5 protein-coding genes are annotated in these 15,780 nt (G+C 68.1%); all 5 read right to left on the bottom strand.

Annotated features, from left to right (window positions below; translation table 11 throughout):
• Positions 1 to 102 precede the first annotated feature (102 nt).
• Entirely contained in the window at positions 103 to 2,205 is a 2,103-nt protein-coding gene (locus tag FAZ21_RS02475) for an HlyD family efflux transporter periplasmic adaptor subunit (RefSeq protein WP_136771685.1), read from the bottom strand.
• Between the two features lie 758 nt (positions 2,206 to 2,963).
• Positions 2,964 to 4,313 carry an efflux RND transporter periplasmic adaptor subunit gene (locus tag FAZ21_RS02470; protein WP_136771684.1) on the bottom strand — a complete coding sequence of 450 codons (1,350 nt, stop codon included), beginning with the start codon at positions 4,311 to 4,313 and terminating at the stop codon, positions 2,964 to 2,966.
• Positions 4,314 to 4,678: 365 nt separating this feature from the next.
• Positions 4,679 to 5,476, bottom strand: a complete 798-nt coding sequence (locus FAZ21_RS02465; protein WP_246038451.1) for an efflux RND transporter periplasmic adaptor subunit — start codon at positions 5,474 to 5,476, stop codon at positions 4,679 to 4,681.
• A gap of 2 nt (positions 5,477 to 5,478) precedes the next feature.
• Entirely contained in the window at positions 5,479 to 6,984 is a 1,506-nt protein-coding gene (locus FAZ21_RS02460) for a TolC family protein (RefSeq protein WP_136771682.1), read from the bottom strand.
• A 911-nt stretch (positions 6,985 to 7,895) separates the two neighbouring features.
• The gene (locus FAZ21_RS02455) at positions 7,896 to 15,683 is read right to left on the bottom strand and encodes a DUF4347 domain-containing protein (RefSeq protein ID WP_136771681.1); all 7,788 of its coding nucleotides are present in this window, start codon (positions 15,681 to 15,683) and stop codon (positions 7,896 to 7,898) included.
• Positions 15,684 to 15,780 lie beyond the last annotated feature (97 nt).

Here is a 15,780-nt window from a genome sequence, read left to right as displayed (position 1 = left end):
AGATGGCGCGCTTTGGTTGTTTCTTCCTACCGTTCCTTTTCCTTTGGTTTTCTCTGTGAGCCTCTGTGCCCTCTTGGTTCCAAGATGTGGGGTTTCAAGGGTTTACAACCCACGTTCCCGCTGGAACAGCCCCAGCAGCGTGGTCCAGGCGTCGCCGGCCAGGCTGTGGCGCTGCCGTTGCAGCAGCACCACGCCGGGTAGTTCGCTGGTCAGCAGGCGCTTGTCGCATTGCGATAGTCGTACCCGGTAGGTGGTCTCGACAGGAACCAGGTCATGGCGCGCGGTGCGCAGCACCGGCACCCGGCCGCCGTGCACACTGGCCAACGCCGGCTGCTGGTTGAGCGCGCCAATGTTCACTTCGTCGGCCAGGGCACGACGGCAACGCAATGCGCCGAATTCCGGCTGGTCGGCGATGAACACGCCGCCCCGCGCTGCTGCCAGTGCCGCATGGTCCTTCTCGCCGACGAAGGCTTCGGCCTTCAGCTCGCCGCCGTCGCCCAGTACCTGGTACAGCTTTTCGCCGCGTGCCAGCCAGGCGCCTTCGACCACGAACGGATTGGACTCGACCACGCGCCCGGCGAACGGTGCCCGTACCTGCAAGCGCTGGATCTGCGCCTGCAACCCCGCCACTTCCTCGCGCGCGGCGGCCCAGCGGCGGCGTAGCACGTCGCCTTCCTCCCGCAACTTGCTGGCGAAAGGCTGCTGCTCCACTTCCCAGCGCATCTGCTGTTCATGCGCCTGGGCGGCGTGCAGGCGGAAATCCAGTTCGGGCGAATCGAGCTGCGCCAGCAACTCACCTGCCTGCACCCGCTGGCCTTCCCGTGCGGCGCCACCGCGCACCTTGGCGGCCTCTACCGCGTATAGCGCCTGGCTCTGTGCCGCGCCCAGCATCGCCGGAGCGCGCACTTCGCCGCGCCAGGGCACCAGCAGCACGATCAGCAGCGCCAGCAGTAGCAAGGCGCTGCGCCGGGTGGCGCGGTTCCAGCCGATGACGTCGCGCTGGCGCCACCATGCCGTCAGTTCGCGCAGCACCGGCATCACGATGAACCAGCCGAGTTCGATCGCCATCAGCAGCAGGCCCAGCGCCTTGAAGAACAGGTGGTAGACGGTCAGCGCGATGCCGAAGAACAGCACCAGCCGGTACAGCCAGGTGGCGAAGGCAAAGGCGATCAGGAAGCGGCGGCGGCCGGGTGCGAATGGCTCCGGTGGCGGCTCGCCCAGGCCGAACAGTGCCTCGCGCAGCCACCAGCGTCCCTGGGCGAAGGCTCGGTCGTGCAGGTTGGGCAGGTTCAGCCAGTCGGATAGCAGGAAGTAGCCGTCGAAGCGCATGAATGGGCTGGCGTTGATCGCCAGCGTCAGCAGCCAGGCGCTGGTGGCCAGCAGGAACACGCCGCCGCGCAGCGGGCCGTCGGGCAGGAAGTTCCACGCCAGCGTGGCGGCCGCCGCCAATGCCAGCTCGGCCGCCATGCCGGCGGCGCCGATCTTCAGGCGCTGGTCACGCAGCATCAGTTTCCATGCCTCGTTGGTGTCGGTGTACAACACAGGCCACATCACCAGGAACGCCACGCCCATGGTCGGCACGCGGCAGCCGTAGCGATAGGCGGTGAGCGCGTGGCCGAACTCGTGCAGCACCTTGGCGCAACTGAGTGCGATACCCACTCCCAACAGCCCTTGCAGTCCGGCGTAGGCGGAGAAGGTATGGGTGAACTCATCCCATCGCCTCGACACCAGGTACAGCCCCAGCAGCGCCACGCCGGCCACGCTCCACCAGAACGCTGGGGTATACGCCCAGCGGGTGTAAGGCGCCAGGCGGCGCAGCAGCGGCATCGGCCGTAGCAGCGGCAGGCGGAAGAACAGGTAGTGCTTGAGCAGCCACATGGCCTTGGACATGCGCTGCGCCGCGGCCGCCTGGCCGAGCCGCGCGCTGTCGTCGGCGCGCCAGGCGATCAGCAGGTGGTGGCGGGTCAACAGCAGGTACAGCGCATCGAAGTCGTCGGCGGTGACCCGCAGGGTGGTTTCCTGCGCCACGGCATCGAGGATGGCGTCACGCTCGCCCAGCCGCCAGCGCGACAGCAGTTCGAACGCGGGCCAGGTGAGTTGGTAGAAGCGGTTGGCGGCCGGGTCGTGCAGGGTCCAGGTCGGCGCGCCGGTATGGTCGGCGGGGCCGGGGTGGAGGGTGAGGTCCTGACGGAGAGGGGGGAGCATTCAGGCTTGCTCCTGAAGCGGGAGTTGGGTTGCTGTGGCGTTTTCAACTGCAACTGCAACTGTAACTGCGTTGACCCCTGTCAGCGCCTGCGGCGCGGGTTGATTGACGCCCTCTGCCGCCGTGCGGGCGGGTTCATTTCTTTTGCGCGGCCAAAAGAAACGAACCAAAGAAAAGGCCGCCCCGCATACGCGCCCCTGCGGGGTTCCCTCGCGCCGGACAATCGAGGCGGCGGCTGCGGAACTCGGGCACACCATCCTCACCCCCGGCCCCTCCCCTTGAAGGGAAGGGGAGACGTGTGCGAAGTGCTGCGAAACTTTTACCCGAAGGTGAAAGTATGCCGGGTGAAAGTCGGCGCCTTCTTTTGTCCGATGCTTTTTTCCCAGCTTCGCTGTGCACTCAACGGCTTTTCCCCCCGTTACGCAGGCGCCGAAGGAGTGGAGCGAGACCTTAGGCTCGCGACCGACTGAGGGTACCCCGGAGGGGCGCAAAGCGCGGGTCGCCTTTTCTTTGGTTCGTTTCTTTTGGCGACGCAAAAGAAATGAACCCGCCCGCGCGGCGGTTGAGCGCTCAAACACCCGCGCCGCAGGCGCTCGGCGTTTGGGGGGTGGTATTCGAGCCTCTCCGACTACTGTTGGCGTCAAATTGCCCATGCCATCGGAGCGCGGCGTTTCGGCCAGCCCGATTACTGACGGCGTACAGCAACCCGCATCCAATGCAGCCAAGGTTTCGGGAGTCGCCCCGACAATTCCCCGCACCATCACCACCCCAACCACTGCCGCGCCAAGGTAAACGGCCGCCGCAGGGCGTAGTAAACGAACGGCACCCAGCCACCGGGCAGGCGGGCGGTACCGCGCAGGCCGAGGCGGGGATGTTCGCCATCGAGGAACTGGGCGCGCACGCGGTAGGCCAGCACGCCTTCGTCGGTCTCGGCGGCGGCGTAGGCCACGCTGACGATGCGTGCCGCGTAGGATTCGGTCGGGCTGGCGTTGGGGTAGAGCGTGATGGTGTCGCCCACCTTGAGGCGGATCTGCTCGGCCACGGGCATCTGCGCCAGCAGTTCCACCTTGGCGGGGTCGGCCAGCAGCATCACTTTTTCGCCGATGGCGACGGCCTTGCCCTGCCAGTCGGTCACGTCGCCAAACACGGCGACGCCAGCGCGCTCGGCTTTCACCTGCACCCGGTCGAGCTGTTCGGCGGTGTATTCCAGCTCCAGCGCGCGCTGATCCAGTTCGCCGCGACTTTGTGCCATCTTCAGCCGGCCATCGTCTTCGGTGACGGCCAACTGGGCGGACTGGCGGTATTCCTCCAGCGCGGTGTCGTAGGCGCGCTGCGCCACGGCGCGGCGGCTTTGCAGGGTGGTGGTGTCCAGGCTGAACAACGGCGCGCCGGCGGCGACGGGTTGGCTGGGCGCGACGAAGATGCGCTCGATCACGCCGTCGAGTGGGGCGCGCACCAGGAACGGTTCGCGCGGGGCCACTTCAGCCGGTGCCAGCACCGTCAGCCGCACCGGCACCAGACAGGCCACGGCCAGCCCGATCAGGATGCGTTTTTGCAGCTTGCCGGGCCGCAGCGCGCGCTTGAGTTTCTGTAGCGGCGACGCGCCGGGACGGAACGCAGCCAGTGCGTGGCCGTAGGCATGGGTCAGCTCCAGCAGCACCGCCTGTTCGTGCTCGCTGAATGGGGTGTCTCGGGCGAACAGCAGCCCGCCCTCGATCTGGCCGGCGCGATCGGTCAACGGTAGCCACAGTGCCTGCGCCGGCAGCCAGTCGGCCCAGTCTTCGCCCAGGTCGCCGGGTGCGCTGGTGGCATCCAGCGGCGCGGGGGTGCTGTGCTGCTTCTGCAAGGCGCGGCACAGCGGGGCCAGCCATTGCAGGTAGGGCGCGTTGGGATCGGTCTGCGGCAGGCCGGACACCGCTGCCACGTGGCCCAGCCCGGCATTCGACCAGTACACGGCCTGGCGGTACGGCACCAGCGACAGCGTCTCGTTGACCATGACGAAGCCCAGCGCCTCGGCATTGGCCGCCTCGCGCGCGCGGCGCTCCAATTGCACCAGGGTCAGCAGCGCGCCGACGGCGGGCGGGGCGGGTTGGGGCGGTTGCGGGTTCATGAAGGGATGGTGGACTCGAACAATGTTTCAGCGGACATCAGCCTCACCGTGCTTGCTTGCCGCGCCCAGGCCGCACGAGCGCAGCGAGGCCCCCTCGCGGCGGCGAGGGCGGGGGGAGCGGGATATAGCAGGAAGCGCCGTGACTGGCAGACAAACCGTGTGACGCCCCTGGCTTTGCCAGGGGCTTGCGGGCGGGGGCTTGGCGGGAGCGCTGGATGAATGCCAAGGCGCGGCGGCGAGGGCGGGGGCGTAGGAATGGAGCAGGGAGAGCCGGCGCTGGTACGCACCGGCGTCGAAGCGCCCGGCTTTGCCGGGGGCCTGATGCCACGTCGTTGACTGCGGAAGATCCCAGATTCATCAAGGCCCTAGAACGCTGCCCAGCCGCTCATCCCCGGCAGCAGATCGGGGTGGTTGCCGGTGATGCGGCCGGTGATGGAAATGGTCTGGCTCACCGGGTCGATGCGGGCACCGATGCGGATCACCTGGGCCGGATACGATTGGCCCAGTTCGTCCACCTGTACGGTGAACGGCGTGCCCACCTTGATCCGTGCCAGCCACTTGGATGGCACGATCATCTGCAATTCCAGCGCCCCGGTGTCGACGATCTCCAGCAATGGCTTGCCGGAGGTGACGAATTCGTACGACGACGCCACTCGCTTGGCGACACGGCCGGAGAACGGCGCCGGGATCACGCACTTGCCCACCGTGGTGCGCATGTAGGCGGTTTCGGCGGCGGCCTCCTTCACCTTGGCCTCGGCCTGCTCCACCTCCAGCTTGCCCACCGAGTTCAGCTCGGCCAGGCGGCGGTTGGTGTCCAGCAGCTTGCGTGCCGCCTCCTGCGTGGCCTCGGCTTTACGCAACTGCGCCTGGAACAGCGAGCAGTCGAACGTTACCAGCGCCTGCCCGGTGCGGAAACTGTCGCCTTCCTTCCACGGCAGCCGGGCGATCTTGGCGTTGATTTCGCTGGAGATCACCACCGATTCGCGCGCGACCAGTTGAGTGCGGATGCGGCCATCCTTGTCGGCGCCGGCGAAGTTGCCGGGCACGGCGGGCGAGGCGGCTGGTTTGCCCGCCGGCTTGGCAGGGGCGGCGGTGGGGGCGGCCACGGCCACCGTCGCCGACGCGGCCAGGAGGGCCAGCGTCGGCGCGAACTTCGACAACATCATTACTTCGTCCCCACCTTGGCCGGCGCTGTCAGTTGCTGTTCGCGTTGCGCAATGGCGCCGCGCAGTGTTGCCAGGTCGTGGGCGCGTACTTCCTCGGGCAACGGATCGACGCCCAGCGTGGCCAGCATCTGGCCGTAGGCGTTCTGCATCGCGCCGAAGCTCTGGTACAGCCGCAGCTCGGACATCACGGCGCTGGCTTGGGCGCGGATTTCGGACAGCTTGCCCTGGGCATCGGCACGCGCGGCGTTGCGGGTGTGGGTGAGGATGCGCTGGTCGACTTCGTTCATTTCGTCGGACAACTCGAACTGGCGCTTGCGGCCCTGGTAGTCGCGGTAGGCGACGTGCACCTGGGTCAGTACGGCCATGTTCAGCGCCAGGTGCTGCTGCCGCGCCACTTCGTACTGCGCCTGGGCGGTGCCGCGGATGTTCTTGTAGTTGAGCAGGTTCATCAGGTTCCAGCTCACGCGCAGGCCCAGGTCACGCCAGCTCTGGTTCACCAGGTAGCTGTCGCTGTCGTAGTTGCTGCCGAATTCGATGTTCAGGCCGGGCAACAACTTGGCCATCGCCTTTTTTGTTTCCAGCAGGCCGATGCGCTCGTTGTAGCCGGCTTCGACCAGTTCGGGGCGGTGCAGCAGGGCGGTTTCTTCCATCTGGCCCGGCTCGACCGGCAGCAAGGGGGTGGCAAAGTCGGACGGCACCGACAGTTGCAGCGGCGTGCCCGGTGCCACGTTCATGATCGACGCCAGGCGCGGTTTGGCCTGCGCCAGTTCGTCGCGCACTGCTTCGAGCTGGCGCAGGATATCCAGCAACTGGCGCTGGTAGTTGAGGGTATCGAGCGGTGGCTGGAGTTTTTCCTTCTCGATCTTGCGCGAATCGTCCAGCGCCTGCTGGGCCAGCTTGAGGATGGGCTCGACCTTGTTGTCGAGCTGTTGCGCGCCCAGTGCCTGCCAGTACGCCTGGCGCACCTGTTGCATCATCAGATGCACCACCTTGCGGCGGCGCTCGCCCATCACCAGCACGCGGTCGGCCTGCTGTTGGGCGGTGTAGTAGCTGACACCGAAGTCCAGCACGTTCCACGACAGGGTGAGGTCGGCGGTGTCGTGGATGCGATCGGACGAGGTGGACGGCACCAGCGATTGCTCGCCGGTGACGTAGTCCTTGGAGGACGACGCCAACTCGTTGTTGCGCCAGAAGTAGCCGGCATCGGCGGTCAGCTTGGGCAGCATGTCCCAGCGCGCCAGGTCGAGCTGGCGTTGCGCCAGGGCTTCTTCCATCAGCTTGAGCCGATGGTCGAGGTTGTACTTGAGCGCGCGCGCCATGGCGTCTTCCAGGGTGACTTCGCCCTGGATCGGTTCCTGGTCGGCGAACATGTCGCTGCGCTGGCGGGCGAGATCGGCCTGACGTTCTTCCAGCGGGATCGGGGTGGGGCTGACGGCACAGCCGGCAAGCAGGGCGGCGGAGACCAGGGCCGCGAGCGTGGCGCGGCGAAAGCGGGGCTGCTGCAAGGTGATGTCCTTTCTGAGTGGGGTGGCGGGGGCGGCGATGCCCTGTCGTGTTCTTGGTTTTTGTTGCGGTTCTGGTGTGCTTGGCCAGCCAGGGCTACGGGCTGTAGGGCGGAGGTCGGGCTGCGATGTTGCAGCCGACTTCCATTCCAATGCCCGAAACGCCAGGCGCCTTGCGGCGCGACCGATTGACGCCCTTAGCGGCCGGGCAGGCCGGTTCATTTCTTTTGCGCGGCCAAAAGAAACGAACCAAAGAAAAGGCCGCCCGCGTCTGCGCCCCTCCGGGGTTCCCTACGTCGGTCGGGAGCCTAAGGTCTCCCTCCACTCCTCGGCGCCACGTAACGGGGGCAAGGCCGTTGAGTGCCAAGCGGATCGGAAAAACGAAATCAAGGTTTGCGAGTTTTGCGAGCGCCCGAATTGTCAATGCGGCCGCTTTTACCCGCAGGCACTCGCACACGTCACCTCTTGCCTTCAAGGCGAGGGGTCGGGGGAGTGGATGGTCTGCCGGGTTCCCTTCAGCAGCGCCGAGAGGAAGACAAGCGGGCGGGGTTTCGGCGAGGACTGTCTGAGCGCGCTTGCGCGCGAGTTCCGCAGCCGCCGCTCGATTGTCTGGAGCGAGGGTGCCCCGAAGGGGCGCGGATGCAGGTGACCGCCAAAGCTTAGCGGCTTGCCGCTTAGCGACGCGCCATGCAGAGCGAAGCGTCGCTCGGCTTTTTCTTTGGTTCGTTTCTTTTGGCGAAGCAAAAGAAATGAACCGGCCCGCCCGGCCGTTGAGGGCGTCAAGCAGCCGCGCCGTCAGGCGCTTGGCGATTAAGGTCGTGGCAGTTGCAGCCGCCACCACTGCCATCACCCAGCCACCGCGCGGCTCAAGCGCAAACCAAGCGCCCGAGCCGCCCAAAGCTCGCCCCACCCCGTCAGGCATCCACCACCTCCCGGCTGTGTTGCAGGTGATGCAACAACGCATCGGCGGCGGCCTGGCGGGCCGGGCGGCCGAACTGGTCGAACTGCTGCGCCAGCGCCTGCTTGCCGACCGGGGTGTCACCGCCGGTCAGGGCGGCCCAATGCGCGGCGTCCACGCTGGCGACCTGCACTGGCGCATGGCCGGCGTCGGCGCCGCGCTGGGCGTCGCTCTTCACCGTCAGGTCGAGATGGCTGCTGGCGCGGTTGCCCTTGTTGTCGCGGGCGATCACTTCGATCACCAGTTTCTGGTTCAGGCCCTTGGGCGGCTGGCCGCTCAGGGTGCCGGTCACCGGGTCGAACTTCAGCCAGTTGGGCAGCGGGCGGCCATCGGCTAGACGCACTTCCACGCTGATCTCCACGCCCTTTTCGCTGTGGGTGAAGGTGGAGGTCGGCAGGGCGATGCTGACGCGCTCTCCTGCCTGCACTGCGTAGTCGCCGATGTCGGGCATGGCTTGCAGCCCGGTGCCGCTGCCGCTGCCGATATCGATGAAGCCGCTACGCGCTTCGCTCGGAGCGAAGGTGGTGTTGCTGCTGCCCAGCGGGTCCGGTGCGAACGGGTTGCCGGTCAGTGCCACCACGCTCAGCCCGGCAGCGCCGCCGGTGGGGTTGAGGGTCGGCGCGTCCACCAGCATGCCGCCGCCATCGATCGGGTTGAGCGTGACCGGTGGCGCGCTAGGCGCGAAGTAGGTGGGGGTATATGGCGCGGGAGCTGGTACCGGGGCGGGGACCGGGGCAGGCGTGGGCACCAGGCTCTGCGCCAGTTCGTAGGCGTCGCCCTGGGCATTGCCGGCGAGATTGTTGCCGGCGCGGTCGGAGATGCCGCTGCCGCTGGCGTTGAGGGTGAGCCCCAACTGACCGGTGCCGGTCAGGCCGCCGACGGTGACGGTCCAGGTGGTGGCGTCCACCTGGGTGACCGATTGCACCTGACCCTTGGCGCTGCCGGTGGTGGTGACGCTGAAGTCGCTGGCGTCCAGGCCGTAAACCATCTCGGAGAAGGTGACGGTGTAGCGCACGGTGGTGCCAGTCACTGGCGTGGCGTCCAGCCGGACGATGCCGGTGGCGCTGGGCGCGGTGGTGTCGATGACGATGCCGCTGGTGTTGCCCACGCCCGATACCGCAGTGTCGAGCGCGTTGCCGGCACTGTCGTGCAGGTTGCCGCCGTTGGCGTCCAGCGCGACCACGGTGGGGCCATCGGCGTCGTTCTGGCCGGCGCCGACCACGTAGCGGAACACCAGCGCGGTCCCGCCGCTGCCCGATACGTAGTCGGCGTAGGCGGTCTGGCCGCCGACATCCAGCACCAAGCGCGGCGTGCCGCCGGCGGTATCGACCACGGTGGCTTCGGAGACATTGACGGTGAAGGTGAGCACGTCGCCGGCGTTGTAGGCGCCGTTGTTGGGTACGGTTACGTCGAGAATGCCCGGGGCGGTGCCGTCCACGGCGTAGCGCTGGCCGGTCAGGCCGCCCGCCAGCGCGTTGCCGGCAATGTCGGCGATGCCGGTGCCGCTGGTCTTCAGGTTCAGGCCCAGGGTACCGTCGCCAGCGATGCCGTCCACCTGGACCACGTAAGTGTGCGCGTCGAGCTGGGTGACCGAGCCGATGGTGCCGCTGGCGTTGCCGGTGGCGGCCAGAGCGAAGTCGGCGGCATCCACACCACTGACATCCTCGGAGAAGGTGACGGTGAAGCGCACGCTGCCGCTGCCCACCGGCGACGGGTCGGCGCGCACGATGGCACTGGCGCTCGGTGCCACGGCATCGACGCGCACCGCGCTGGTGTTGGGCAGGCCGTTCAGCGCCGGCACGTGGGCGTTGCCCGCCAGATCGCGCACCACCCCGCCGTTGGCGGCGACGCTGTTGCCCAGCGCCACGCCGTTGGTGTCGAACTGGCCGGCACCGACCACCAGGCGGAAAGTGAGCGCGCTGCTGCCCGAGCCGGACAGGTAGTCGGCGTAGACGGTGCCGCTGTCCAGGGTGATGGCGATGCGCGGGGTGCCACCGCTGGTGTCGACCACCACGGCTTCGCTGTAGTGCACGGTGAAGTCCAGCGGCTGGCCGGCGATGTAAGTGCCGGGTGGCGGCGCGGTCACGCTGACCACGGTGGGCGCCACCCCGTCGATCACCAGGTCGCTGTGGCCGGCCAGGCTGGCCGGCGTACCCATGCCGGGCAGGGTGGTGAAGGCGGGGTTGCCCAGGCTGACGCTGTCGATGGTGGCGCCGTTGAGCCCCAGCGCGGCGCTGCCGACATAGTCGAGGTCGGCGGCTATGTCGCCGGCCTGCACCACGTAGGCGAAGGTCAGGGTGTTGCTGCCGCTGCCGCTCACGTAGACCGCGCTGCGGTCGATGGCGCCGGTTTCCAGCAGCAGCGTGGGCACGCCGCCGCTCACGTTGACGGCCTGGTCGAAGGTGACGGTGATGTTGACGGTGTCGCCCACCTTGTAGGTGCCGTCCAGGCTGGCGCCGGCCACGCCGGTGATCGACGGGTTGGGCTGGGCGATGTTGATCAGGATGGTGTCGCTGTCGGTCTGGGCGCCGCCGCTGCCGGTCAGGCCCAGGTCGTTGGTGGTGATCTGCAGCGACGCCGGGCCGTAGTAGCCGCCGGTGGGGCTGAACACCAGCCCGGCCAATGCGTTGTTGAGGTCGGCGATGGTGCCCTCGACGGTCATGGTGCCGTCGTTGCTGCCACTGCCGACGACGAAGCTCAGGCCGGTGGTGCCGCTCAGCGTGAGCAGGCCGTTGCTGGCGGTGAGGGTGACACGCACGATGCCGCCGCCGTTGTCCACGTCGGCGATCGAGATCGCATTGCCGTTGCCGTTGCTGAATACCAGGTCGATATCCTGCAACGCGGTCTGGCTGCCGGGCACGCTGTTCACCGGGGCGTCGTTTACCGCGCTGACGGTCAGGGTTAGCGTGGTGCTGTCGGTGTGGTTGCCGCCGCTGCCGGTGTTGCCGTTATCGTCGATGGCGATGCTCAGCACCACGTTGCCGGTGGCATTGGCGGCGGTGGTGTAGCTGACTGCGCCACCAGTGACGAAGGCGTTGATGTCGGTGAGGTTGCCGCTGAGGGTGATCTGGTTGCTGCCCGAACCGCTGACCGCCACCCCGGCGCCGGCGATGGCACTGAGCGTGCCGCTGCCGGGGGTCACGCTGAACGACACGCTGATCGTGCCGCTGCCGGCATCCACGTCGCTGAAGCTGATGCCGGTGAGCGCCTGGGCTACGTCCTCGGTGACGCCGATGCTGGCTGGCGCGCTGATGTGCGGGGCGTCGTTGACTGGCGTCACGGTGATGCTGACGCTGTCGCTATCGCTCTTGGGCGTGCCGCCGGACAGGCCGTTGTCGTTGATGCTGGCGGTGAGGGTGACGCTGGCGGTGCTGTTGGCCGGGCTCAGGAAGCTGACGTTGCCGCCTGCGATGAAGGCATTGATGTCGCTGATCGAGCCGGACAGCACCAGCGCGCTGGTGGTGCCGCCCACGGTGACGCCGGCGCCGCTGCTGGCGGACAGGGCGCCGCTGGGGATGGACAGGGTGACCGTGACGCTACCGCTGCCGGCATCGGCGTCCGAGAAGCTGATCCCGACCACCGGGAACGGCGTGTCCTCGGTGGCGGTGAGGCTGGCGGGTACGCTGACCAGCGGGGCGTCGTTGGTGGCGGTCACCGTCACCGAGCGCACGGCGGCGCTGCTGGTGGCCGCGCCGTCGTCCACGGTGAAGCTGATGGTGCGGGTGCCGGTGGTGGGGGTGTCCGAGGCGTTGCTGAAGGTGACGGCGCGCAGTGCGGCCTGCCACTGGGCGGCGCTGGCACCGCTGGCCGAGGTCAGCGTCATCAGGCCGGTGGCGCTGTCGTAGCTGGCGGTGATGTCGCCCATGGTGGCGGGGTTGTTGGTGAAGCCCAGTACGTCCTGGCCGCTTTGCAGGTTGGCGGTGATGGCCACGCTGGCGCTGTACAGCAGCGGCGAATCGGGGTCGGACACGCTGATGGCGCCATCGATCACTACCGGCGTCGAGGCGACGTTGTCGCCCTCGATGAAGGCGGCGCTGCCGCCGCTGGTGGTGACGATGGGCGCATCGTTGATGGCGGTGACGGTGACGCTGGCGGTGTCGCTGGCGGCCGAGAACGGTGTGCTGCCGCCCGTGCCGCTGGCATCGACCTTGCTGCCCTGCTGGCTGGCGGTGGCGCCGCTCTGATCCCAGGCGTGGTAGGTCAGGCTGGCGTTGGTGCTGTTGACGCCGTCCGGCAGGAAGCGGATCCGGTCGGTGCTGCGCAGCAGCAGCGCGGCGCTGTCCGATACCGCGCCGACGTCTTGCCAGCTGGCGCCGTTGTCCACGCTGTATTGCCAAGTGCCGTTGCCGCTGTTCAGGCCGGTGATGGCGATGCCCTTCACCGCGCCGGGGTCGACGTCGCTGATGTTGGCGCCGGCAAAGCTGGAAACGGCCTGACCGACATTATTGGTGTCACCATCGGTCAGGGCGTTGAGGGTGGGCGAGGTCGGCGCCAGTACCGGCGCGTCGTTGACGCTGGAGACACTGAGCGTGGCCTGCGCGGTGCCGGTGGAATATGCGCTGGTGCCGCCATTGGTACTGGTGTCTGCGGTACTGCGCGTGCCGTTGGTGGACGCGCTGCCGGCGCTTTGGTCCCAGGCGCGGAAGGTGAGGCCGGCGGTGCTGCCGTTCAGGCCGTCGGGCACGAAGCGCAGTTGCGTGGTGCTGGACAGCAGCAGCGCGGCGCCGTTCGAGACAGTGCCGATGTCGGTCCAGGTGGAGCCGTCGGTGGAATACTGCCAGGTGCCGCCGCCGGTGCTGCCGGTGATGGCGATGCCGCTGGCCGGGCCATCGACATCGGCGTGGGTGGTGCTGGCGAGCAGGCTGGAGACGGTGACCGCGTTCGAGGTGGTGTCTTCGTTGGTGCCGGTCCAGGTATACGGGCCGCCCGACAGCGTGGGTGCGTCGTTCACGGCGCTGATCGAGACGGTGGCGCTCTGGCCGGGCGTGCTGCTGTCCACGCCGCCGTTGGCGGTGCCGCCGTTGTCGCGAAGGCCGGTGAGCGTGACCACGCGGGCGGTGGTATCCGGCGCGTCGCTGGTGTTGCTGTAGGTGAGGCCGTTGACCAGCGTGGCGGCCGCACTGGTGGCGATGCCGCCGGTCTTGGCGATGACCATGGTGGCGGTGCCACCGGACACGCTGACCGTGACGGTCATGCCGTTGGTGGCGGTGGTGACCGAGTTACCGTTGGTCAGGGCCACGTCGCTGCCATCCACGCGCAGCACCTCGGCACTGCCGTTGGCGACATTGGTGACGGTGAGCGTGAGGCGGTCGATGGTCTGGCCGGCTTCGATGGTGTCGATGGTGGTGCCGCTGAACAGGCTGACTGCCGAGCCGTTCTCGGTAAAGGTGGGCGTGCCGCCGGTGGTGCTCAACGTGGGCGCATCATTCACGCCGGTGATGCCGACGCTGACCACGGCGGCGGTACTGGTGCCGCCATCGCCATCATTGACGGTGACGCTGACGGAACGGGTGCCGGTGCCGATGGCGCCGCCGTTGCTGTTGCTGTAGGTGAGGTTTTGAAGCAGCGCGGCCACGGCAGCCTGCGTGGCGTTGCCGTTGAGCGTGATCACCAGATTGTTGCTGCCGCTGCCGCCTGCGAGGGTGCCGATGGTGACGCCGCCATAGGTGACGTTGCTGCCGCTGACGCCGATCTGGCCGGCGCTGGTGCCCTGGTTGCGCACGCCGAGCAGATCCTCGGTGGTCACGCGGCCGGCGGTGATCGCCACGGTGACGTTGCCACCGCTGAAGTCGGTGGAGTCGGTATCGCTGACGCTGGCGTTGCTACCCACATCCAGTAGCACCGGGGTGGCGCCTTCGGTGTAGTTGACGCTGTCGCCATGCAGGTTGGCGATCACCGGCACGGCGTTGGAACTCCAACTGGAATCCGCCGTGCCCGCGCCGCTGTTGCGCAGGTTTTCGTTGCCGGTATTGGTGCCGTAGCCGGCTGCGCCAACGGCGTTGCCATTCTGGTTACCGCCGCCGCTGCCGCCGCGGCCGTAGTTGTTCTGGCCGCTGACCAGGTTGACGGTGCCGCTTTCGTATTTGAGCGTGCCCTGGTTGAGGATGCCGCCGACGCCATCGCCGCCATTCGCGCCGTTGACCCCACCGATCTGCGATGACCCCGCGCCGCCGCCGCCCGCGCCCACATTGCTGCTGATGGTGGTGGAGCCCAGGTAGACCGTGGCGCCAGCGCCGATGAACATGGCACCGGCCGCGTTGCCACCCTTGCCGACGGCAGGCGCCAGCGAAGCGGCGGCACCAGCGCCGCCACCACCGATGAGGCCGACCCCGACGGTGCCGGCACTGCCGCCGGCACCGCCGGACGAAAAGCCAGGTGCCGTGCTGCCACCGGCGCCGCCGACGGTGGTGCCGCCTTTGCCGGCCTGGGCGACGGCGGAATAGACGCCGCCATTACCGCCGCCGCCGGCGCCGCCAGTCTGACCGGCATAGCTTGCCGAATAGTTGCCGCCGCGCGCGCCGCCCTTGCCATTGAAGCCGCCGCCACCGCCGCCGCCGTAGCCATAGCCGCTGCCGCCGCCATTGCCGCCGCCGCCTGCCGCCACGTTGCCGGTGAGCGACGAATGCAGGATGGTGACGGTGCCGCCGGTGACGCTGATCCCGGCGCCGAGCGCATCCTTGCCGTCAAGGCTGTTGAAATCGCCGCCGGCACCGCTGACCAGGCCGCGGGTGATCACCAGCCCGTCCAGCTTGACCGTGCCGCCGGTGATGCTGAACACGCGGCTGTTGTAGTTGGCGTCCACCGTCACGTCGGCCACGCCGTCGTCGTTCAGGTCGCCGTCGATGGTCAGGTTCTTGTTGATCAGCAACTGGCCCGTGCTCAGGCCGACGGTCATGCCGCTGCTGAAGGTGATGGTGTCGCCGGCGGTGGCGCTGGCAATGGCATTGCGCAATGTGCCGGCGCCGCTGTCGGCGCTGCTGGTGACGGTGATGGTGGCCAGGTTGTACTGGTAGCCGCGCTCGGCCTGGGCCGACAGCACCGAGGTGGTTTCGATGCTGCCCCGCGTGACTTCCAGTACCCAGTCGCTACCGGCGCCGGTGCGGTTGCTGGACGCGGCGATATCGCGCCCGGTGCCGGCGGCCAGGGCATCGACGAATGCCAGCCCGCGTTCGCCGTCGGCGGTATTGCAGGCGTAGATCAGGATGTCGCCGCCCTGCGCCATGTTGTTGCCGAGGCGCGCCAGGCTATCGGAATAGGTGTTGAGGTTCTCGGCGGAGAGGTAGCTGCTGCCCAGCCACAGGTCGCCGCTGTAGCCGTGGGCCAGGATCTGTACCGACTGGGCGCCGGGATGGCCGGCGAGGTAGGTGTCCATCTGCGTCAGGCCGTCCTGGTCGGCGCGCAGGTAGACCACTTCGGTGTCCGGCTTGAGATCGGCCAGCAGCTTGTCGGCGTCCTTGACCCGGGCATCGACGAACAGCACGTTGCGCGTGGCTGGCTCGGCCTGCGGCGGCAGCACGGCGGCGGGGGCGACCGCGCTGTGGTCGGCGCCGTCGCTGGCGGACGTGGGGTCGGCGCGGCTGTCGCGGATCGGCGCTTCAGCATGCGGCCGGTCGATAGCGGTAGCGACCGCCGCGCCGTCGAACATGATGCGTGGCTCCAACGCCAGGATCAGGGACGATCCCTTCGTGGGACGGCGTTGCTGGCCGGTCGTGCTTTGCGTCGTGTTGCGCTTGTTCCACCACATGGCGTGCTCCTTGTGCGGTCGCCGGGGTGTGTGGGTTGGAAGGCATTTGCAAACCCTGAATCTTGAACCACGGAGAACACGAAGAACACGGAGGATC

Origin of the sequence: Chitiniphilus eburneus (genome assembly GCF_005048205.1) — a bacterium.
GTDB lineage: Bacteria > Pseudomonadota > Gammaproteobacteria > Burkholderiales > Chitinibacteraceae > Chitiniphilus > Chitiniphilus eburneus.
The sequence above is the reverse complement of the archived record's forward strand: the minus strand, read 5'-3'. Positions and strand labels throughout refer to the sequence as shown.